General features: G+C 58.0%; 24 protein-coding genes. 16 read left to right on the forward strand and 8 right to left on the reverse strand.

Annotated elements, in window-relative coordinates; all coding sequences use genetic code 11:
• Positions 1-196 precede the first annotated feature (196 nt).
• On the forward strand, positions 197-556 hold the full coding sequence (locus K3754_RS10250; protein ID WP_259937040.1) for a DUF6477 family protein: 360 nt from the start codon (positions 197-199) through the stop codon (positions 554-556).
• Here the strand turns inward: K3754_RS10250 and K3754_RS10255 are convergent.
• On the reverse strand, positions 511-2055 hold the full coding sequence (locus K3754_RS10255; RefSeq protein WP_259937045.1) for a trimethylamine methyltransferase family protein: 1545 nt from the start codon (positions 2053-2055) through the stop codon (positions 511-513). The genes K3754_RS10250 and K3754_RS10255 overlap by 46 nt on opposite strands.
• A gap of 203 nt (positions 2056-2258) precedes the next feature.
• Between K3754_RS10255 and guaA the strand changes: the two genes are divergently transcribed.
• The 8 genes from guaA to K3754_RS10295 all read left to right on the forward strand — a co-directional run bounded on the left by guaA (position 2259) and on the right by K3754_RS10295 (position 10079).
• Entirely contained in the window at positions 2259-3833 is a 1575-nt protein-coding gene (gene guaA, locus K3754_RS10260; RefSeq protein WP_259937047.1) for a glutamine-hydrolyzing GMP synthase, read from the forward strand.
• A gap of 61 nt (positions 3834-3894) precedes the next feature.
• Entirely contained in the window at positions 3895-4728 is an 834-nt protein-coding gene (locus K3754_RS10265; protein ID WP_203212122.1) for a DMT family transporter, read from the forward strand.
• A gap of 54 nt (positions 4729-4782) precedes the next feature.
• A complete protein-coding gene (locus tag K3754_RS10270; RefSeq protein ID WP_203211148.1) occupies positions 4783-5697 on the forward strand; it encodes a DMT family transporter in 915 nt (304 codons plus the stop codon).
• Positions 5698-5727: 30 nt separating this feature from the next.
• On the forward strand, positions 5728-6582 hold the full coding sequence (locus tag K3754_RS10275) for an ATPase (protein ID WP_259937050.1): 855 nt from the start codon (positions 5728-5730) through the stop codon (positions 6580-6582).
• 92 nt (positions 6583-6674) lie between these two features.
• Positions 6675-7592, forward strand: coding sequence for a homoserine O-succinyltransferase (metA, locus tag K3754_RS10280; RefSeq protein ID WP_259937052.1), 918 nt, complete (start codon positions 6675-6677; stop codon positions 7590-7592).
• Entirely contained in the window at positions 7582-8553 is a 972-nt protein-coding gene (locus tag K3754_RS10285) for an alpha/beta fold hydrolase (protein ID WP_259937054.1), read from the forward strand. Before metA ends, K3754_RS10285 begins: the two co-directional genes overlap by 11 nt.
• 46 nt (positions 8554-8599) lie before the next feature.
• The gene (gene ppk2, locus K3754_RS10290; RefSeq protein WP_203211145.1) at positions 8600-9469 is read left to right on the forward strand and encodes a polyphosphate kinase 2; all 870 of its coding nucleotides are present in this window, start codon (positions 8600-8602) and stop codon (positions 9467-9469) included.
• The gene (locus tag K3754_RS10295; RefSeq protein ID WP_203211144.1) at positions 9462-10079 is read left to right on the forward strand and encodes a TetR/AcrR family transcriptional regulator; all 618 of its coding nucleotides are present in this window, start codon (positions 9462-9464) and stop codon (positions 10077-10079) included. Before ppk2 ends, K3754_RS10295 begins: the two co-directional genes overlap by 8 nt.
• Here K3754_RS10295 and K3754_RS10300 read toward each other — a convergent pair.
• The 4 genes from K3754_RS10300 to K3754_RS10315 form a co-directional block, all read right to left on the reverse strand.
• Positions 10076-11056: an LLM class flavin-dependent oxidoreductase gene (locus K3754_RS10300; RefSeq protein WP_259937057.1), complete on the reverse strand. Its 981-nt coding sequence runs from the start codon at positions 11054-11056 to the stop codon at positions 10076-10078. The two genes, K3754_RS10295 and K3754_RS10300, sit on opposite strands and share 4 nt — an antisense overlap.
• Positions 11057-11254: 198 nt before the next feature.
• On the reverse strand, positions 11255-11743 hold the full coding sequence (gene rpsI / locus K3754_RS10305) for a 30S ribosomal protein S9 (protein ID WP_203211142.1): 489 nt from the start codon (positions 11741-11743) through the stop codon (positions 11255-11257).
• 2 nt (positions 11744-11745) lie between these two features.
• Entirely contained in the window at positions 11746-12207 is a 462-nt protein-coding gene (gene rplM / locus K3754_RS10310) for a 50S ribosomal protein L13 (RefSeq protein ID WP_203211141.1), read from the reverse strand.
• Between the two features lie 161 nt (positions 12208-12368).
• Positions 12369-13781 (reverse strand): PLP-dependent aminotransferase family protein, encoded by a 1413-nt coding sequence (locus K3754_RS10315; protein WP_203211140.1) that lies wholly within the window; start codon positions 13779-13781, stop codon positions 12369-12371.
• 97 nt (positions 13782-13878) lie between these two features.
• Here K3754_RS10315 and K3754_RS10320 point away from each other — a divergent pair, with 97 nt between their 5' ends.
• Positions 13879-14109 (forward strand): DUF1127 domain-containing protein, encoded by a 231-nt coding sequence (locus K3754_RS10320; RefSeq protein WP_203211139.1) that lies wholly within the window; start codon positions 13879-13881, stop codon positions 14107-14109.
• Positions 14110-14172: 63 nt separating this feature from the next.
• Here K3754_RS10320 and K3754_RS10325 read toward each other — a convergent pair whose 3' ends face one another.
• Positions 14173-14601: a PaaI family thioesterase gene (locus tag K3754_RS10325; protein ID WP_259937060.1), complete on the reverse strand. Its 429-nt coding sequence runs from the start codon at positions 14599-14601 to the stop codon at positions 14173-14175.
• A gap of 58 nt (positions 14602-14659) precedes the next feature.
• On the opposite strand from K3754_RS10325, the gene K3754_RS10330 reads away from it, so the two are divergent.
• From K3754_RS10330 to gluQRS, 4 genes are all read left to right on the forward strand, one after another.
• Positions 14660-15448 carry an enoyl-CoA hydratase gene (locus K3754_RS10330; RefSeq protein ID WP_259937062.1) on the forward strand — a complete coding sequence of 263 codons (789 nt, stop codon included), beginning with the start codon at positions 14660-14662 and terminating at the stop codon, positions 15446-15448.
• 282 nt (positions 15449-15730) lie between these two features.
• Positions 15731-17068 (forward strand): methylenetetrahydrofolate--tRNA-(uracil(54)-C(5))-methyltransferase (FADH(2)-oxidizing) TrmFO, encoded by a 1338-nt coding sequence (gene trmFO, locus K3754_RS10335; protein ID WP_259937064.1) that lies wholly within the window; start codon positions 15731-15733, stop codon positions 17066-17068.
• A 37-nt stretch (positions 17069-17105) separates the two neighbouring features.
• Entirely contained in the window at positions 17106-17720 is a 615-nt protein-coding gene (locus K3754_RS10340; protein ID WP_259937066.1) for a class I SAM-dependent methyltransferase, read from the forward strand.
• Complete coding sequence (gene gluQRS / locus K3754_RS10345; RefSeq protein WP_259937068.1) at positions 17720-18586, forward strand: tRNA glutamyl-Q(34) synthetase GluQRS; 867 nt, start codon at positions 17720-17722, stop codon at positions 18584-18586. Before K3754_RS10340 ends, gluQRS begins: the two co-directional genes overlap by 1 nt.
• A 27-nt stretch (positions 18587-18613) precedes the next feature.
• Here gluQRS and hisI read toward each other — a convergent pair whose 3' ends face one another.
• Complete coding sequence (gene hisI / locus K3754_RS10350; protein WP_259937070.1) at positions 18614-18970, reverse strand: phosphoribosyl-AMP cyclohydrolase; 357 nt, start codon at positions 18968-18970, stop codon at positions 18614-18616.
• 74 nt (positions 18971-19044) lie between these two features.
• On the opposite strand from hisI, the gene K3754_RS10355 reads away from it, so the two are divergent.
• Complete coding sequence (locus K3754_RS10355) at positions 19045-19506, forward strand: iron-sulfur cluster assembly scaffold protein (RefSeq protein ID WP_259937072.1); 462 nt, start codon at positions 19045-19047, stop codon at positions 19504-19506.
• Between the two features lie 45 nt (positions 19507-19551).
• A complete protein-coding gene (locus tag K3754_RS10360; protein WP_259937074.1) occupies positions 19552-20946 on the forward strand; it encodes a methyl-accepting chemotaxis protein in 1395 nt (464 codons plus the stop codon).
• 185 nt (positions 20947-21131) lie between these two features.
• On the opposite strand, the gene K3754_RS10365 is transcribed toward K3754_RS10360, so the two are convergent.
• Positions 21132-21260, reverse strand: a complete 129-nt coding sequence (locus K3754_RS10365) for a hypothetical protein (RefSeq protein WP_259943427.1) — start codon at positions 21258-21260, stop codon at positions 21132-21134.
• Positions 21261-21314: the final 54 nt, after the last annotated feature.

The following is a 21314-nucleotide window of genomic DNA, read 5'->3' on the forward strand; positions in this document are numbered from 1 at the left end:
CCACACAACTTAGAAGTGTATTGGTTACACGATCGTTAAAATCTGCTGGTTTGTTAAGGATTGTCTCCAAATCGTAAACAATTGGAAACGCCCCGTCCGGCGCTGGTCAAACCCGCGCAACACATGGGTTTTGCGATCAATATGCGCCCCGCGGAGGGCCGATTGTCGGCTCTGCCCCATTTGGAGGACATGCAGAATGAGAGATCCCCTTTCCATATTGGCCAGGTTGCACCGCCCGGCCCTATTGATGCGGGCGGCACGGATCGGCGCACAAGAGTACAAACGCCAGATCCACCTGCCGCGCCTTCTGGGCTACGGGGCGTTGCCGCGCCATGGGGCGGCTCTTTTCAAACTGATTGAGCTGGAAGCGGACTTGGATGATCAACGCAAGACATCCGACGCGGCCTATCATTTGCTACGCCATATCGACGTGCTGATTGCCGTGGTGGGTGAGGCGCAAATCTTGCGCGCCTCACTCGATCGTTCATCGGCCCAAAAGCCGGGCGCGGATCACATAAAGCTGTCAGGCTCCGCCGCTTTCTTTTCCGCGACATAGGCCTCAAGGGATTCGCGGATCGCAGGGTCAAGCGCTGGCTGCTGGTAATCTGCCAGCATCTTTTCAACCCGCAGGCTGGCAAGGGCTTGCGTGTCCCGCGCACCTTCGTCTTCCCATGTTTCAAACGGCTTGTAATCCAGCAGATCGGATTTCCAGAACGCGGTTTTGAAGTTGTTCTGGGTGTGGTCACAGCCAAGGTAATGCCCGCCCGGACCCACTTCGCGAATGGCGTCCATGGCTTGTGCATTCTCGTCCACCGACACACCCTTGGCCAAATGGTGCAGAGTGCCAAGCTGATCGGCATCCATGACAAACTTCTCGAAGGAGCTGACAAGCCCGCCTTCGAGCCAGCCGCATGAGTGCAGCATGAAGTTCACGCCCGACAGCAGCCCCATATTCAGACTGTTCGCGGTTTCATATGCCGCCTGCGCATCCGGCAGTTTGGAGCCGCAGAACGACCCCGCAGAACGGTAAGGCAGCCCCAGACGCCGCGCCAACTGGCCCGCCCCATAGGTGATATGCGCGGCTTCCGGTGTGCCAAATGTCGGTGCACCTGAGTTCATATCAATCGAGGTCACAAAGGCCCCCATGATCACTGGCGCGCCGGGACGGATCAGCTGGCTATAGGCGATACCGGCCAATGTTTCGGCCAGAACCTGCGTGAGGGTGCCCGCCACAGAGACAGGTGCCATCGCGCCGCCCACGATAAAGGGCGAAATGATGCAGGCCTGATTGTTCTGCGCATAGACCTCCAGCGCACCCATCATCACATCATCGAACGTCATCGGAGAGTTGATGTTGATGAGCGAGGTCATCACGGTGTTGTCTTGGACAAAATCCTTGCCAAACAGCAGCCCGGCCATATCGACCGAATCCTGTGCGCGGCTTGGCTCTGTTACCGAACCCATGAACGGCTTGTCGCTCAGCGTCATATGGGCGAACAGCATGTCCAGATGGCGCTTGTTCACCGGCACATCCGTTGGCTCACACACCGTGCCGCCAGAATGGTGGAGCCATTTGGACATATAGGCCAGTTTCACGAACTTGTTGAAATCGGCCATCGTGGCATAACGGCGACCGCCAGCGGCATCACGCACGAAGGGCGGGCCATAGACCGGGGCCAGCACCAGGTTGCGCCCGCCCACGACCACGGAACGTTCCGGGTTCCGGGCATGCTGGGTATACTGCGCCGGCGCTGTCGCGCAGAGTTTCCGGGCCAGGCCGCGCGGGATGCGCACGCGCTCCCCGTCGACATCCGCACCCGCATCACGCCAGCGCTGCAAGGCCGCCGGATTGTCGAGAAAGTTCACGCCGACTTCTTCCAGAATGGTATCGGCATTCTGTTCGATGATCTCAAGCGCCTCTTCGGTCAGCACCTCGAAATTGGGGATGTTGCGCTCAATATAGCGTGCAGTCTCAAAAGAAACCGCGCTGCGCTCTGCCCGCCGTGCTGCGCCGCCGCCCCCGCGTGTCCGTCCGCGCCGTGCTTGTTCCGCCATTGATTTTATCCTTCACAACGATTGTTGAAACAGTGCCTACCGGATTCCCGACTGGACCCTCACGCGGATTACGTCCCGCTAGGGCAAAAAACGACATCTGCCTGTCTCCCTGCGCCCCTTTTTGGCTTAAAATATTCCGGGGGTTTGGGGGCTGGCCCCCATCCGCCCTTGCCACGCAGATCAACCGCGCCTAATCAGACGCTATGACAGAGATCGTATCCCCCACCGACCATGACCGCCTGCTGATCATTGATTTTGGCAGCCAGGTGACCCAGCTGATCGCCCGCCGCCTGCGCGAGCTGAACGTGTTTTGCGAAATTCACCCGTTCAACAGCGTTGATGACGCCTTTCTGGCGGAGTTCGATCCCAAGGCCGTGATCCTTTCGGGAGGACCGTCTTCGGTGATTGACGCCGGATCGCCCCGCCCTCCGGCAAAGGTGTTTGAACTGGATGTTCCGATCCTTGGCATTTGTTACGGCCAGCAGGTGATGATGGAGGTTCTGGGCGGCAAGGTGGAACGCGGTCATGGCACCGCCGAATTTGGCCGGGCCTATGTGACACCGGGCGCCGAAAAACTGGCGCTGCTTGACGGTTGGTTCGAAAATGACCGCGAACAGGTCTGGATGAGCCATGGCGATCACGTCAGCAAGATCGCACCAGGATTCGAGGTCTTTGGCACCTCGCCCAACGCGCCTTTTGCAATCACGGCCGACACCAGCCGCAATTTCTATGCGGTGCAATTCCATCCCGAGGTGCATCACACCCCAAATGGCGCGAAGCTTTACGAAAACTTCGTGAAGTTGGCCGGATTTGAGGGCGACTGGACCATGCGTGCCTACCGCGAAGAAGCCGTGGCTGCGATCCGCGAACAGGTGGGCGACAAAAAGGTGATCTGCGGCCTGTCTGGCGGCGTTGATTCTTCCGTGGCCGCTGCGCTGCTGCATGAGGCTATCGGCGATCAGCTCACCTGTGTGTTTGTCGATCACGGGCTCTTGCGCAAGAACGAGGCCCAAGAGGTCGTCACCATGTTCCGCGATCACATGAACCTGCATGTGATTCACGCCGATGAGGTCGAGCTGTTCCTGGGCGAACTGGAGGGCCAGTCAGACCCTGAAACCAAGCGCAAGATCATTGGCCGTCTGTTCATTGATGTGTTCCAGAGATACGCCAATGACATCGAAGGGGCAGAGTTCCTTGCCCAAGGCACGCTTTACCCCGATGTTATTGAATCGGTGTCCTTTTCCGGCGGTCCTTCGGTCACAATTAAAAGTCACCACAATGTTGGTGGCCTGCCGGAAAAGATGGGTCTGAAACTGGTCGAGCCCCTGCGCGAGCTGTTCAAGGACGAGGTCCGCGCATTGGGCCGCGAACTGGGCCTGCCCGACAGCTTTATTGGCCGGCATCCTTTCCCCGGTCCGGGTCTGGCGATCCGTTGCCCCGGTGAGATCACCCGTGAAAAGCTTGAGATCCTGCGCGAGGCGGATGCGGTCTATATCGACCAGATTCGCAAGCACGGTCTTTATGACGAGATATGGCAGGCGTTTGTGGCAATCCTGCCCGTGCGCACCGTCGGCGTGATGGGCGATGGGCGTACCTATGATTTTGCCTGCGCGCTGCGTGCCGTGACATCGGTCGATGGGATGACGGCGGATTATTACCCCTTTAGTCACGAATTCCTGGGTGAAACCGCAACCCGGATCATAAACGAAGTGCCGGGCATCAACCGCGTCACCTATGACATCACGTCCAAACCTCCGGGCACCATCGAATGGGAATAACCGCCCCGTGACCACTGCTGCATCTGCCAATCCAACCCGCGTTTTGGGGGCGGCTTTGTGGATGCTGGGCGCTATTGGATCGTTCTCCGCAATGGCGGTTGCGGGCCGCGAATTGGGTCCGATCCTCGATACCTTTGAAATCATGATGTATCGCTCGTTTTTCGGGGTGATTATCGTGGTGGCGCTCGCCTTTGGCAGCGGCACATGGCGCGAGATCAAGACAGACGCGCTTGGTCTGCATTTCATCCGCAACATTGCGCATTTTGCGGGGCAAAACCTGTGGTTCTACGCGGTCACAGTAATCCCCATGGCGCAGCTTTTTGCGCTCGAATTTACCAGCCCACTTTGGGTGATTGTGTTGGCGCCTTTCATCTTGGGTGAGCGGATGACGCGGGTGCGTGTGACCGCCGCCGTGATGGGCTTTGTCGGGATCTTGATCGTCGCGCGGCCCGATATGGGCGGGCTGAACAGCGGGATGATCGCCGCCGCCAGTTGCGCCATTTTCTTTGCCCTTGTGGCAATGTTCACCAAACGTCTGACCCGCAGCCAGTCCATCACCTGCATCCTGTTCTATCTTACTGTTATGCAATTGGTTTTTGGGATCATTTGCGCGGGTTACGACGGCGATATCGCCCTGCCCGGCTGGTCCAACATGCCGCTTTTGGTATTGATCGGGATCTGCGGTCTGGTGGCGCATTTCTGCATCACCAAAGCCTTGACCATCGCACCTGCGACCGTAGTGGTGCCAATTGATTTTGCCCGCCTGCCGATCATCGCGATTGTCGCGATGCTGTTTTATGGTGAGGCCTTGGATATCTGGGTGTTTGTCGGCGCGGTGATCATTTTTGCAGGCAATTATTTCAACATCTGGCACGAGACCCGCAAAACCGCCTGACAATGCGCAGGTTTCGGGTCGATGGCAGGGAAACGGGCGGGCTAGATGATGGTCATGAGTGAACAAAAAACAGTCTCTTCCCGCGCATGGGTAGAAATGCTTTTGCTGGCCGCCATCTGGGGTGCGTCCTTTGTCTCTATTCGTATTGCGCTGGATGAAGTTGGGCCGCTGACATCAGTTGCGCACCGAGTGGGCTGGGCCGCATTGGCCCTTTGGGGGGCCGTGCTCGTGATGGGGCTGAAGATCCCCCGTGATCCGCGGGTCTGGGGTGCGTTTCTGGTGATGGGGCTTTTGAACAATGTGATTCCCTTTGGCCTGATGGCCTGGGGGCAGTTGCATATCGAAAGCGGGCTGACCTCGATCCTGAATGCAGCCACAGCGATCTTTGGGGTTCTGGCGGCGGCAATGTTTTTTGCCGATGAACGGCTCAGCCTGCGCAAGGTGATCGGCGTCGGTCTTGGCTTTGCCGGTGTGGCCACGGCCATCGGTCTGGACAATCTGCGCAGCTTTGATCTGCGCTCGTTGGGGCAGCTGGCGGTGATTGGCGGCACGATTTCCTATGCGCTGGCCAGTGTTTGGGCCCGCAAACGCCTTGCCGGGCATCCGCCGCAGGTGGCGGCGGCGGGCATGGTCACGGGCAGCACCTTGATCATCCTGCCCGTAGCGTGGTGCGTTGAGGGGCCAATCACCCTCGCGCTTGAGCCGCGCACCATGGCGGCGATCGGCTATTACGCCCTGATCGCGACGGCACTTGCCTATCTGCTGTATTACCGGGTTCTTGCCATGGCGGGCAGCGGCAATCTGATGCTGGTGACACTGCTGATCCCGCCCTTCGCCATTGTCCTTGGGGCGGTTTTGCTGGGCGAATCCCTGCGCCCTGCGGCCTATGGCGGATTTGCCCTTTTGGCGATTGGTTTGCTGGTATTGGACGGGCGCATCTGGCGTTATTTAAAAGGCTCCGCTAGGTAAAGAAAAACACTGAACCACGGACCCGAATTTATGCTGTACCCCACCGCCCAAGCATGGCGTGATGCCCCCCACCGAAAGGTGCTTATCTTTGGCATGTCCGGTCTGGGCAAAACCCATCTGTCCGGCTTGCTGCGCGGCTCTGGAGATTGGTTCCACTATTCCATCGATTACCGTATCGGCACTCGCTATTTGGGCGAACTGATTGCCGACAACGCCAAGGCCGAAGCGATGAAAGTGCCTTTTTTGCGCGATCTGCTGCTGAGTGACAGCATTTATATCGGCTCCAACATCACATTCGAAAACCTCAGCCCGGTTGCAACATGGCTGGGCAAACCCGGTGATCCCGACAAGGGCGGGCTGCCCATGGCCGACTATGCCAAACGCCAGGAAGCGTTCCGTCAGGCCGAGATTGCGGCCCTCGAAGACACCGCGCATTTCGCCGCCAGGGCGCAGGCACTTTACGGGTATGACCATTTTATCTGCGACACGGGCGGATCGATCTGTGAATGGGTCGATCCCGAAGATCCGAACGATCCGCTGCTGACCAAACTGTCGGAGGAATGTCTGCTGGTCTGGATCAAGGGCGATGAGGCACATACTCAGGAATTGATCCGCCGCTTTGACCGGGCGCCCAAACCGATGGCCTATCAGCCGGAATTTCTGGCAGAGGCATGGGCGCGTTATCTGAAAGAAAACAACATTGTAGAAGGCGACGTTGATCCAGATGCCTTCATCCGCTGGACCTATGCACAGGCTCTCTCACACCGCCAGCCACGCTATGAGGCGATGTCAAACTGGGGTGTGACCATCACGGCGGATGATATCGGGCAACTGCGCATGCAGGATGATTTTGTTGACCTGATCGCGGGCCGCCTGCCGGCCTAGCCTTGGCCTCCGATCACGGCCCCGCGACCGCCCCCTTGGCACTCTGCCTTGGGCGGTCTATCTAATCGTCTCTGACCTACGGAAGTTGAGCCATGCCTATCAAGATCCCCGCCACCCTGCCCGCCTATGACGTGCTGACGCGCGAAGGTGTTATGGTGCTGGATGAGGAACTGGCCGCGCGGCAGGACATTCGCCCGCTGAAAATTGCGCTGCTCAACCTGATGCCGAAAAAGATCCAGACGGAGAACCAGTTCGCCCGTCTGATCGGTGCAACCCCCCTGCAGATTGAATTTAGCCTGCTGCGCATGTCCGAACACCGGACCCGCAACACCGCCGCAGAACATATGGAGAGCTTCTACCGCCCCTTCGAAGAGGTCGGCGACGAAAAGTTTGACGGATTGATCATCACCGGCGCCCCTATCGAACATATGCCCTTTGAAGAGGTCACATATTGGGAAGAGCTGGAGCGGGTCATGAACTGGACCCAAACCAATGTGCATTCCACCTTTGGTGTCTGCTGGGGCGGTATGGCGATGATCAAACATTTCCATGGCGTGAATAAGCATATGCTGGAGCACAAGGCTTTTGGCTGTTTCCGGCACAAGAACATGGCGCCCGCATCGCCCTATCTGCGCGGGTTTTCCGATGAATGTGTGGTGCCTGTGTCCCGCTGGACCGAAGTGAAACAGGATGAGGTCGATGCGGTGCCTGCGCTCAACACCTTGTTGGTCAGTGACGAGGTTGGCCCCTGTCTGATCGAAGACCCCGATCACCGTGCGCTTTATGTGTTCAACCATTTTGAATACGACAGCGACACCCTGAAGCAGGAATATGATCGCGATGTGGCTGCCGGAACGCCGATCAATGTGCCATGCAATTACTACCCTCAAGATGATCCCAATGTGATGCCCACCAACCGCTGGCGCAGCCATGCCCATCTCCTATATGGCAATTGGATCAACGAGATATATCAAACGACACATTTCGATATGGACCAAATTGGCCGGTAAAATTGCCCTCCTCCTGATCCTGATCGCAGGGATCGTAGCGCTGACCCAGTGGCGGGCTGGGGTGCAGGAACGTCGTGCTGTGGTTGCACATCCGCCAACCGGCCAGATTGCCGATGTGAATGGCGTAGCCGTGCATTACCAGATCATGGGCACTGGCCCTGATCTGGTAATGATCCACGGGGCCAGCGGCAATCTGCGTGATTTCACCCTCGGTTTTGCGGACCGCCTGTCGGATAGCTACCGCGTGATTCTCTTTGACCGCCCCGGTCTGGGTTGGACTGGCCGTTTGCCGGACGCAAAAGGCGCCTGGAACACCCGCGCCGAAAGCCCGCAGGAACAGGCCGCGCTGTTGCAGGGCGCCGCAGATCAGATCGGTGTCACCAAGCCCATTGTATTGGGCCATTCCTTTGGTGGCGCTGTGGCTCTGGCCTGGGGGCTTTCACGCCCGGACGAAACCGCGGCGCTGGTGCTGGTCTCGGCGGTGTCCGAACCCTGGCCCGGTGATCTGGGCTGGACCTACAAGATCACCGGATCGTCGATCGGAGGCGGATTGGCTGTGCCCCTGATCACGGCCTTTGTGCCGGAACCCTATATCGCCAGCAGCATCGAAAGCATTTTTGCACCACAATCGCCCCCACCGGGCTATGCCAGCCATCTGGGCGTGGACCTCAGCCTGCGCCGCAGCACCCTGCGCGCCAATGCCCAACAGGTCATGTCGCTGCGCCCCCATGTTGTTGAAATGCAAAAAGAATATCACACGCTGACCATGCCGATCGAGATCATCCATGGCGATGCCGATACAATCGTTCCCGCGGTGGTACATGCCAAGGTGCTGATCAATGATGTCCCAAACGGCAACCTGACCATTCTGCCGGGCGAAGGGCATATGCCACAACACACACAGCCGGAGGCCGTGATCGCCGCAATTGACCGCGCGGCAGCCTCTGCGGGTTTGCGTTAAGCCTGTTAACATCCCATATTAAGATCAACAGTGATCAGGAGGCCCCATGGACCTGCCCTTTGACGGCGCGATCAGCGCCTATTTCGAGAATGATGCGCCCGAGGCCATCCGCAACGCGATCCGGCGCGCCGACAAAGACGACATTATCACCGCCAGCTATCCGCACCCTGAACGCATGGCCCGCAAGGTCTATGACCGGCAGATGGAGCGGTTACAGATCGAGCTGGTGAAACTGCAAGCCTGGACAAGGTCCAGCGGCACCCGCATCGCCTGTCTCTTTGAAGGGCGCGATGCGGCTGGCAAGGGCGGCACAATTGGCCGCTTTCGCCAGCATCTCAACCCGCGCTCAGCCCATGTGATCGCGCTGTCAAAACCCACCGAAACCGAACAGGGTGAGTGGTATTTCCAGCGCTATATCAAACATTTGCCCACAACTGGGGAAATGGTGTTCTTTGACCGGTCCTGGTACAACCGCGGCGTGGTCGAACCGGTCTTCGGCTTTTGCACCCCCGCGCAAAACGCGCATTTTTTCCGGCAGGTGAATCCCTTTGAAGCACAGCTTGTGGACGACGGAATCCATCTGTTCAAATTCTGGCTGAACGTTGGACGCGGCGAACAGTTGCGCCGCATGTTGTCACGCGAATCTGACCCGCTGAAGCAATGGAAGCTCAGCATGATTGACGTCAAAGGTCTGGCGAAATGGGACGACTATACCAGTGCCATCGAAGACACCCTCGCCCGGAGCCACACCGACAACGCCCCCTGGACCATCGTGCGCTCTGATGACAAACGCCGGGCGCGGTTGAATGCAATCCGCACCGTGCTGCATGCCTTTGAGTATGACCGCAAGGACAGCAAGGCCATCGGCAAGATCGACGATGCGATCTGCGGCGGTCCGGACCTTTGGGATGCCTAAAAAGGGCTATCATCACGGCAATCTGCGTCAGGCTCTGATAGACGCCGCGCTCAAGCTGATTGAGCTGCGCGGACCTATGGGATTCACCCTGTCAGAGGCCGCCAAACAGGCCGGCGTGACCCCTGCGGCGGTCTATCGGCATTTCGACGGGCGCGAAGATCTGATCGCCGAAGCTGCACGCCAAGGGTATGAAATCTTTGCCGATTTGATGGATTTTGCCTATCAGTCCGGGCAACCTTCGGCGCTCAAGGCGTTTGAGGCCACGGGCCGGGCCTATCTGGCTTTTGCCCGCAAGCATCCCGGCCATTACATCGCCATGTTCGAAAGCGGCATATCGGTGAACCGCACGCCCGAACTGGCCAGTGCCGCCAACCGCGCCAACGCTGTGCTGGAAAAGGCCGCCGAAGATCTCAGCCAGCACATCCCAGCGGACAAACGCCCGCCTGCCACGATGTTTTCTGCCCATATCTGGGCGATGAGCCACGGCGTGGTCGAATTGTTTGCCCGAAATTCGCCGGGCCGCGCCTCGCCCTTTCCGCCAGATGACCTGTTGGAAACCGGGATCGGCATCTACCTGCGCGGCCTCGGACTGGTGGATGGCGACATCTAGGCCAAACTGTCCAGCGCCTCCGCCGCCATGGCAAAGCTTTTCACCCGCGCGGCGTGATCATGGATCTGCCCGGTCAGGATCACTTCGTCCGGCCCATAGCGTTCGATCCACTCCGCCAATTGCCGCTTGATCGTATCAGCAGACCCAACCGCCGACACCCGCAAGGCCTGATCCACGGCCCGGCGCATACCCGCCCCGATCACCGCGTCAACATCTTCAACCGGACGCGGCAACTTGCCCCTCTGCCCTGTGCGCAGCCGCGCAAAAGCCTGCTGCATGGTGCTGCGAAGATAAGCGCCTTCCGCATCGCTATCCGCCCCGAACACATTGATCGCCAACATGAATCTTGGCGCGTCCAAGTGTACCGATGGCTTGAAATACCGACGGTACATCTCCGCTGCCTGATCCAGCGCATCAGGTGCGAAATGCGAGGCAAAGGCGTAAGGCAACCCCATCTGCGCCGCCAATTGCGCCCCGTAAAGCGAAGACCCAAGGATCCAGACCGGTACATGGGTGCCTTCACCGGGCAAGGCCCGCACTGGCGCATCGGGGCGCGGATCGCCAAGGTAGCCGATCAACTCCGCCACATCTCCGGAAAAATCGTCGCTGCCCACACGCCGCAACGCATGATAGACCGCCGGATCGCCGCCCGGCGCCCGGCCCAGTCCCAGATCAATCCGGTCCCCGTAAAGGCTGGCCAGGGTGCCAAATTGCTCCGCCACCGTCAAAGGCGCGTGATTGGGCAACATGATCCCACCGGCCCCGACCCTAATGTGCTTGGTTTGCCCCGCCACATGACCGATCAGAACCGCAGTCGCGGCTGAGGCAATCCCGGGCATGTTGTGATGCTCCGCCATCCAATAGCGGTGATAGCCCAATGCCTCGGCCCTTTGCGCCAAATCGCCCGTGTTCTTCATCGCCTGAACGGCATCCGTTCCTTCCGGCACCGGTGCTAAATCCAAAACCGAATATTCCATCACATGCTCCTGCTTTGCCTCAATCTAAGCACCATGGCGGACAGGTGAAACCGTCGCTCCCCTTTTTGGCTCAAAATATTCCGGTGGGGGTCCGGGGGAGGCTGGCCTCCCCCGGCGGGTCGCGGCGCAAATGCGCCGGGAAAAATGAAAAAGGCCGCACCCTGCGGCACGGCCTTTCCCAAAATCGTTGCGATAAACTTAACGCTTGGAGAACTGGAAGCTCTTACGCGCTTTGGCTTTACCGTATTTCTTACGCTCAACCACACGGCTGTCGCGGGTCAGGAAGCCTGCCGCTTTCAATGCGCCGCGCAGGGAGGGATCATAAAGCTGCAGCGCTTTGGAAATCCCGTGCTTGACCGCACCGGCCTGACCAGACAGACCGCCACCTTTCACGGTGGCATAAACGTCAAACTGACCTTCGGTGTTGGTGATGCCAAACGGCTGCGCCAGGATCATCTGCAAAACGGGACGTGCAAAATATGTGTTCTGCTCTTTGCCGTTCACCATGACCTTGCCGGAGCCAGGCTTGATCCAAACGCGGGCAACCGCGTCTTTACGTTTGCCAGTGGCATATGACCGGCCCAGTTCATCGCGGACGGGCTCACGTGGGGTCATCTCAACTTCTGGCGCCGCTTCGATACCGGCAACCTGTGCGAGATCTTCGAGTGTGTTGATTTCGTCAGCCATGCTCATGCACTCCGCGTGTTTTTGCTGTTCATGGACTTCACGTCCAGAACTTCGGGGCTTTGCGCCTCGTGTGGATGTTCAGAACCGGCATAGACGCGCAGGTTGGTCATGATCTGACGGCTCAGACGGTTGCCAGGCAGCATACGCTTGACCGCGAGGGTCAGAACACGCTCTGGGTGCGCGCCTTCAAGGATCTGTTCCTTGGTCCGCTCCTTGATGCCGCCGGGGTGACCGGTGTGCCAATAGAACTTTTCTTCGCGCTTCTTGCCAGTCATCTGGATCTTTTCAGCATTGATGATGATGACATTGTCACCACAATCCATGTGAGGCGTGTAAGAAGGCTTGTGCTTGCCGCGCAGGCGCATGGCAACGATCGAAGCAAGACGGCCCAAAACAACGCCTTCAGCGTCGATGATGATCCATTTCTTGTCGATGTCTGCCGGTGTTGCAGAGAAGGTTTTCATCGGAAATTCCCGTTTGGTGGTGATCGGCCCCGCGCAAATGCACGACACCTGTCAGTGATGGGCGGGTTATAAACATCCCCAATGTCACGTCAAGCGGTGCAAGTCATATATATTTGTTTAAAAACAATGGCTTGCTAATTAGGTATTATATTACCCCAACCTCAGACGCCAATTTGCTCCGGCGGATTGTCAAGCAGCCCGACCAGGCGCACCATTGCCGCCTCAAATGTTTCAAGATCAATGCCTGCATTGATTGAAATCCGTACGGCATGGGGGCTGTGGGCGTCTCGGCAGGCAAATTCCTCTGCCGCCCTGATCTGCACCCCCTGTTTCTCTGCCGCCTGGCAAAAGGCCGTTGCGCGCCAGCCCTGCGGCAGGGCCAGCCATAAAAATGGTACATCTTCGCGCCATTGCAGATCATAACCGCCCAGAACATTCACGGCGGTCTGCACATAATGGCCCAAAACCTTCAAAACCGCATCGGTAATGGGCGGCAAGGCAGGATGTACCAATAATTTGGCCACCAGATCGGTAATTGGCGTCGCCAGGCCAAAATAGCTGTGCTCTGCTGTCCGGTGCAGCGCGTTTTCCATGCCGCGCGGCGCAACCGCACAGCCCACCCTCAGCGCCGGTGTGATGGATTTGGACAGCGAGCTGAGATACCAGCCGCGCTCAGGCGCCAATTGCCGATACCCTGCCCCCTCGGCCCGGCCCATGCGATAACAGTCATCTTCCATGATCTGCAAATCATGGGCCCGGCACACCTCCACCAGCGCGCGCCTGCGCGACATCGGGGTAAAGCTGCAGGTTGGGCTGTGCACTTCGGGTGATGTGCAAAACACCTGCCCCTCCGGATGGCGTGTTGCAGCGGCTGCAAGGGCTTCGGGGATCACCCCGTCTTTGTCCATGGCGATTGGCACGACCTCGGCCCGCAACAGCTCCGCGGTGCGCCGGAAGCCCGGATAGGCGAGTTCCTCGATAAAGACGACTGGACGGCGACCGCGCAGAATGGTCTGCAAAATCAGCATGATGGCGCTTTGCCCGCCATGGGACAGCACCACATCGCGGGCATCCACCGGCCCGATAGGCGTGCCTTTAAGCCACTCCGCCATCGCCGCGCGGGCCGGTTCGGAACTGTTACGGGTTGGGTAATGCATCACGCCCGATGGCGGGTCAGCGGCAATTTCTCCCATCAGTTTCCGGATCAATCCTGCCTGCCCCACGGTTGGCAAATGCGGCGAATACAGGTTCACATATCCGCTTGTGTCAGGGGTGTTGTGGCGCACCACGTCCACTTCGATGGGCCCGAGCGGCGCTTCCCCCTGACGGGGGGCTGCGACAAACGTCCCGCGGCCCACCTCGGCCCGCAATGTGCCGTCATCGGTCAGGATCGTATAGGCCCGCGCCACGGTGCCCGGGGTGATCTTGAGCTGCCAGGCCAGATCCCGCACCGGGGGCAGTTTGGTCCCCTCCGGCATTGTACCTGATACAATTTGCGCCCGAATGGCATCCACGACTGCTTTGTACTTAGGCCCGGGGCCTTGCAGTACCTCGGGAGACCAAATTGTACCCATTACAATAAACCTCTGGCAGCTTTGTATCATTATTTGTATCACATCAATTGTAGCAATTGGCTGCATTGTGTCAATACAATTTTTGAAGGAGATTCCCATGGCACACGCATTGACCCACACTCACGAAGTGATGAAGCACCTGAACCAGCGCGGCATGCCGATTGTCGCAATTCTGGCGGTGAAATTTGCGGTCTGCGTGACGGATTGGGCCACTCGCTATCGCACACGACAAGCGCTCAAACAGCTTGAACCGTGGCAGCTGCGCGATGTGGGACTGACACCGGACCAGGCTTTGAGCGAGGCCTCCCGCGTGTTCTGGAAGCTGTAACTTCCCCGTGACAGGTTCCAGACCTCTTCACTTGGGCCGGGTCACCCCGGCCCCTTTTTGCTTTTATCCCATCGCCTTGGGTGGAATGGCGTAGGTCAGCGTGGCCCGTGCCACCGGCTTGTCCATACCTTCAGAATATATCATCACGTCACTGACCGACAGTTGTTTGCCCAGTTTGAGCAGCTTTGCATGGGCGACAAGCGGCACATCGGCCACCGGTTTGCGCATGAAATCAATCGAACAATTTGTCGTCACCGCCAGCGCCTTCGGTCCGATCATCGACAGTGTGACCACATAGGCCGCCACATCCGCCAGCGCGAACATTGACGGGCCGGACACTGTTCCGCCAGGGCGCAGATGTTTATTCTGCGTCAAAAGCCGCATGGTGACTTCGCCGTCACCCACGTGATCTACTGAAAAATCATCCGCGACCTGTTCAAACACAAGGCGCAGAAATTCAGTAAGTTCCTGTGCGGTCATGACAGCGGCCATACTTGTTCTCTCCTTAACGCTTGGCCTAGAGTTGGCGTGGAAAGCGGCGGAGGGCAAGATGACAATTTTGACAGTGGAACAAAGGGGCGCCGTTGCACATCTGACGATGAATGCGCCAGAACGGCTCAATGCCCTGTCGGATGAGATGTTGGCAGCTTTGCAAACGACTCTGGACGATTTTGCAAATGACCCGAAAACCCGTGTCATCACGCTCGCCGGGACAGGCAAGGCGTTTTGTGCCGGTCACGATCTGCGCCAGATGACCGCGATGCGCCAAGCCCCCGATGGTGGCGCGGCAGCGTTCAAGGATCTGTTTGATCGCTGCACGGCCCTGATGACCCGCATCCAATCCCTGCCCCAGCCGGTGATCGCGCAGGTGCATGGGCTGGCCACTGCCGCAGGGTGCCAGTTGGTTGCGACATGCGATCTGGCGGTGGCAACCGACACCTGCCGGTTTGGGGTGAATGGCGTCAACATCGGGTTGTTTTGTTCCACACCCATGGTGGCATTGACCCGGAATATCCCCAGAAAACAAGCATTTGAGATGCTGACCACTGGTGAATTTATCGGCGCAGACCGCGCCGTTGATCTGGGCCTGATCAACAAAGCCGTGCCAGAGGCAGAGCTTGAGGATACCACTGCCGCCCTTGCCGAACGGATCGCAGGGAAACTTGGCCCCGCTGTGAGAATCGGGAAAGAGGCGTTTTATCAACAGCTTGAGATGAGTACTGCACAAGCCTACGCCTTTGCCGGCGATGTCATGGTGCAAAATACGCTGCGCGGTGACACAAAGGAAGGCATCGACGCCTTTCTCGAAAAACGCCCGCCTGACTGGTCGCAGGACTGAGTCTGCCTCTGAATTTCGATTGTTTCCCATTTGAAACAGAGTGTTGAATTTTTAGCGCTTTCAAATGGGGCACGATTAGGGCATGTTTGGGGCAAGACGAACACGTCTATGATGATTTTGGGTCGCCGCCGGCGGAAGGTCCCTCCAGGTCAGCCTCTCACTGACCGACCATTCCCGCAGCGGCGCCCCCAAAACACAACACTCCTCAAAATCAGATGAGATCCCCAGGGCAAAGGTCCAGCGTGTATTGCCTCTTGCCGCGCCCTCCCCTACATCGCAGGCATGACAGAGACACTTCATATCATTGGCGGCGGCATGGCCGGATCAGAGGCCGCCTGGCAGGCTGCCAATGCGGGCGTTCCCGTGGTTTTGCACGAAATGCGGCCCAAAGTGGGTACATTTGCGCATCAAACCGGGCTTTTGGGGGAAATGGTCTGTTCCAATTCCTTCCGTTCTGACGACAGCGAGCAAAACGCCGTCGGGCTGTTGCATTGGGAAATGCGCGCCGCAAATGGGTTGATCATGGCCAGCGCGGACAAGCACAAGCTGCCCGCAGGTGGCGCATTGGCCGTGGACCGTGATCCCTTTGCCCAATCGGTGACAGATGCGCTTTTGGCGCACCCCAATGTCACCGTCGAATATGGCGAGATCACCGAACTGCCGACAGAAGGACAGTGGATCATTGCCACCGGGCCGCTGACCTCAGGGGCATTGGCAGAGGCGATTGCAACTGAAACAGGTTCCGAGGCTTTGGCGTTTTTTGATGCCATCGCGCCAATTGTCTATGCCGAGAGCATCGACATGGACAAGGCGTGGATGCAGTCACGTTATGACAAGGGCGAGACAGAGGAAGAGCGCACAGCCTACCTCAATTGCCCGATGGACAAAGACCAGTACGAGGCGTTCATTGACGCGCTTTTGGCGGCCGACAAGACCGAGTTTCGCGAAGGTGAAACCGCGGGATATTTTGATGGATGTCTGCCCATTGAAGTGATGGCTGAGCGTGGGCGCGAGACCCTGCGCTTTGGACCGATGAAACCTGTCGGGCTGACCAACCCGCATCAGCCGGATGTCAAAGCCTATGCGGTTGTGCAGCTCCGGCGCGACAACAAGCTTGGTACTCTTTACAACATCGTCGGGTTCCAGACCAAGATGAAGTACGGTGCGCAAACCGATGTTTTCAAAATGATTCCCGGATTGGAGAATGCCAGCTTTGCCCGTTTGGGCGGTATCCACCGCAACTCGTTTATCAATTCTCCGACCCTTCTGGACGATCAGATGCGCCTGAAATCGCGCCCCAATGTGCGCTTTGCCGGTCAGATCACAGGTGTGGAAGGCTACGTCGAAAGTGCCGCGATGGGTCTGCTGGCCGGGCGTTTGGCCAGTGCAGAGATCCTCGGCCGATCCGCCAGCGCGCCGCCTGACACCACGGCCACGGGGGCCCTGATCACCCACATCACCGGCGGGGCCGAGGCCAAGACATTCCAACCGATGAACGTCAATTTCGGGTTGTTCCCGCCTGTAGACGGTCTGAAATCGGGTCGACGTGGCCGCAAAGACAGGTACAAGGCCTACACCGATCGCGCCAAGGTTGACTGGCAAGGCTGGCTGGCCGGTTAACGTTGACCCGCTGGCACGGGGAACCTACGCTTGTGTCATGAGTGAAAGATTTCTGGACAAGGCATATGGCGCGCGGGATGCCGACGAAACCCGCAAATTATACGATGATTGGGCGGCAAGCTATGAGGCCGAATTGGGCGAACATGGCTATGCCACGCCGGGTCGCTGTGCGGCGGCATTGGCGCAACACGCGGCTGACAAATCCCGTCCGGTCCTCGATTTTGGGTGCGGTACGGGCCTGTCCGGTCTGGCGTTGCGGTTGGCCGGGTTCGAGACCATTGATGGCCTTGATGTTTCTGCGGATATGTTGGCGCAGGCGAAGGGCAAATCGGTCTACCGCGACCTGAGACAGATCGAACCCGGTCAGGATCTGGGCCATAGGCCCGGTGACTATGCAGCGATTGCCGCGATTGGTGTTATCGGTGCCGGAGCTGCGCCAATTTCGGTGTTTGACACCATAATGCGGGGGTTGGCAAAATCGGGGCTGTTTGTGTTTTCCTTCAATGATCATGCGCTGCAAGAGCCGCAATACGAGGCCCGTGTGATGGAATGGACAGATTGCGGCGCGGCGCGGCTATTGTTTGTGAAACACGGCGATCATATTCCCGGCATTGGCCTTAAGGCCAAGGTATATGTACTTGAAAAGAATTGATGTTTCGCACCAGATTTGCGCCGTCACCAACCGGCCCGCTGCACCTTGGACATGCTTTTTCTGCTCTGCTCGCCCATGACATGGCGGTGCAGCATGAGGGGGAATTCCTGCTGCGGATCGAGGATATTGATCGGTCCCGCGCAAGGCCGGAATGGGAAAACCAGATCTATGAAGATCTGACCTGGTTGGGGCTAAGCTGGTCAAAACCGGTCATGCGGCAATCGGAACGTTTGCAAATTTACAAACACACTTTGCAAACTCTTTGGGATCGCAAACTGATCTATGCGTGTCATTGCAGCCGCAAAGACATCGCTGCGGCGGTTGCGGCACCGCAAGAAGGTGCCGACCCCTTGATCGGGCCGGACGGCCTTGTCTATCCGGGCACCTGCCGCCCGGACAATTCGGAAGACCGGCCCGATACGATACCTACAGATGCGGCGCTGCGTCTTGATATGGCCCGCGCTGTTGCGGGCCAAGAGGCCTTTATATTTGAGGAAACCGGCAATGGTCCGTCGGGAGCGCATGGGCGTATCACCTTCACCGCCGATCAAATGATCCACGAGATTGGCGATATCGTCTTGGCGCGGCGCGATATGGGGACCTCTTATCACCTGTCCGTCGTGCTTGATGATGCGGCGCAAGAGATCACTCACGTTGTGCGCGGGCAGGATCTGTTCGATGCCACCAAGATCCATGTGGTCCTGCAACATCTTCTGAACCTGCCACAGCCAATCTATCATCATCATGATCTCGTCAGGGATGAACACGGCAAGCGGTTGGCAAAACGGGATGATGCGCGGGCAATTTCGCTGTATCGGTCAGAAGGGCTTTCCCGTCAGGAAATTCGTTCTTTGGCAATGCCTTAAAAGACGAAATTGACCTTGTAGATTGCTTTACAGCGGCTTTGACAGCTCAACCTCTGCACCTTCACGGACGGCCGTGTAGAAACAGCTGCGCCGTCCGGTGTGACAGGCCGGGCCGGTTTGCCGGACCAGAACCAGGATGCAGTCGCGGTCACAATCATAACGCAAATCGATCAATTCCTGATGATGGCCACTGGTCGCGCCCTTGACCCAATATTCCTGCCGCGACCGGCTCCAATAGGTGACGTTTCCACTGTCCAGAGTGCGCTGAATGCTCTGCGCGTTCATCCAGGCCAGCATCAGGACCTCAAGGCTGTCGGCGTCCTGCGCAATCACCGGCAGCAATCCAGCCTCGTTGAATTTCAAAGTCTCGGGATCAAAGGTCATTTGCGGCCTCTTCAAAAGTTTTGCATCTTTGTCTCAAGAGCTTATGTAGGCAATAAGCGACAAAGGAAACAGCCATGTCCGGCGAGACCGATCTGATCAAATTGTACTCTGCGCGTATTCTGGCGCTGGCCGCAGAGATCCCGCATCTGGGCCGATTGGAGGATGCCGATGCGACGGTCAAACGCCGCTCGCCCTTGTGCGGATCGACGGTAACGGTGGATGTTGCGGTGAAGGACGGCGTGCTCACATCCCTCGGACAGGATGTGAAGGCCTGTGCACTGGGTCAGGCAGCCGCTGCTGTGACGGGGGCGGCTGCGCCCGGTCAAACGCTTGGTGTGATCGAAAAGGGCCGTGACCAGCTGCATGCGATGCTTAAAGGGTCCGGTCGTGTACCGGATGCGCCCTTTGACGGGTTTGAGGTGTTGATCCCCGCTGTGGATTACAAGAACCGCCATGCCTCGATCATGTTGGCGATTGAAGCCATCGCCGAGGCCATGCGCAAAGCCGATGGCGTGGAAAAAATTAGCAAATTGTAAGTCAATTCCTGCGAAGCCTTGCCTGATGGAAGATCAGGAGGGCATATGACCGCGCAAATCCCCATTGATGCCACCGGGCGGATGGACAAGCTGGCCAAGGCCGCGGCGGCGCTTGGCTTTGAGATTGTCGATATCGCGGGATTTCTGGATCTTGCGGACAATCATGCAAAACACCAACGGTCGGCCCTTGATGCCCTGGGGGCCAGCGCCAAAGAAGTGACCAGCGTCAATGACGAAATGGGCACCTTGGTGGACGCGCTGACTGTCACATCGGATCAGGCGTTGAGCGACGTAAAGACCTCCGTCACCTTGGTACGCGATGTCGGGGACCGCACCCGCAACGTGGCCGGTTGGGTCAAATCCGTGCGGGATCGCACCGGGTCTGTGGGCGACACCCTGAACGCGGTCAAGGCCAATAACAGCGAGATTGCCGTGATTGCCGCGCAGGTCAACACATTGGCGATCAACGCAAAGATCGAGGCAGCGCGGGCCGGCGACGCCGGGCGCGGATTTGCCGTGGTGGCCGATGCGATCAACGATCTGTCACAAAAAACCAGCGTCGCCGCGACCCAGATTTCGCAAAACATCGAGAATCTGACAAGCTGGATCTCAGACCTTGGCAGGGAAGCCAAGAATGCCGCGGACAATGCCACCGATGTGCTGGGCAAATCCGAAGAAACCGACACTGCGCTCCGCCGGATGGAAGCCACCATCGAAAGCGAACATGCCCAGATCCAGAAGATTTCGTCGCGCACACAGAGGGTCAAGGACGCCATGCAACGGCTCAGCCCGGCGGTGCGCGAGATTGACAGCACCGTGCGCGAGGCGACCACCGGCATTGCCAAGACCAACACCCGTATGCTGAACCTGATTGAAACGTCAGAGCAGATTGTCCAGCATTCTGCCGCGCTTGGCGGTGCGTCGATCGATGCGCCCTTCATCAGCTTTGTTCAAAAAACCGCCCGCGAAGTGTCGCAGGCCTTTGATCAAGCCTTGTCCGACGGCACAATCGCCATGGAACAGTTGTTTGACCGGAACTACAGGCCCATCCCCAATACAAATCCCGAACAGGTCTTAACCCAGGCCAATGATTTTCTGGATCAATTGCTGCCGGATTTTCAGGAGCCCGCTTTCAAATTCGATCGTAGGGTCGTGTTTTGCGCCGCCGTTGACACCAACGGCTATCTGCCCACGCACAACCTGAAATTCTCGCACCCGCAGGGCGACGATCCGGTGTGGAATACCGCCAATTGCCGGAACCGGCGGATCTTTGATGATCGTGTGGGCCTAAAGGCCGGCCGCAACACCGAGAATTTCCTGTTGCAGGTCTACCGCCGTGACATGGGCGGCGGGGAATTCAAATTGATGAAAGACCTGTCCGCGCCGATCTATGCCGCGGGGCGTCATTGGGGCGGTCTGCGATTGGCCTATGGCTATTGATCCGACCCGCAGACAAAAAAACGCCGCACATCCCGGCAGGGGATGGCGGCGCAAGGAAAGCGTTTCTCATGTGGGACCCGCTGCGCTGTATGGAAAACCAGATCCAACAAGACAGGCAGTGACCGTTGGTGCATCAAATTGGGACGGATGCGACAGCAACAGCGGCAAGAGACCGCAGGCAGAAATCAAACAAAAGCAGGCAGATGCAGGCCAACCACAAACATGACAATCAAAGCAGCGGCGCCAATGGAATCCTGCAACAATGTTGCATGAGACCGTGATGCAATCATCTTGAGTGTTTTGAGTGTGATCATGTGAACCTCCTGTTCTGTTGCCTCTTTGTTCTCATTTTCTTAAGCCTCTGTAAA

The organism is Sulfitobacter sp. M368 (assembly GCF_025141875.1).
Lineage (GTDB): Bacteria > Pseudomonadota > Alphaproteobacteria > Rhodobacterales > Rhodobacteraceae > Sulfitobacter > Sulfitobacter mediterraneus_A.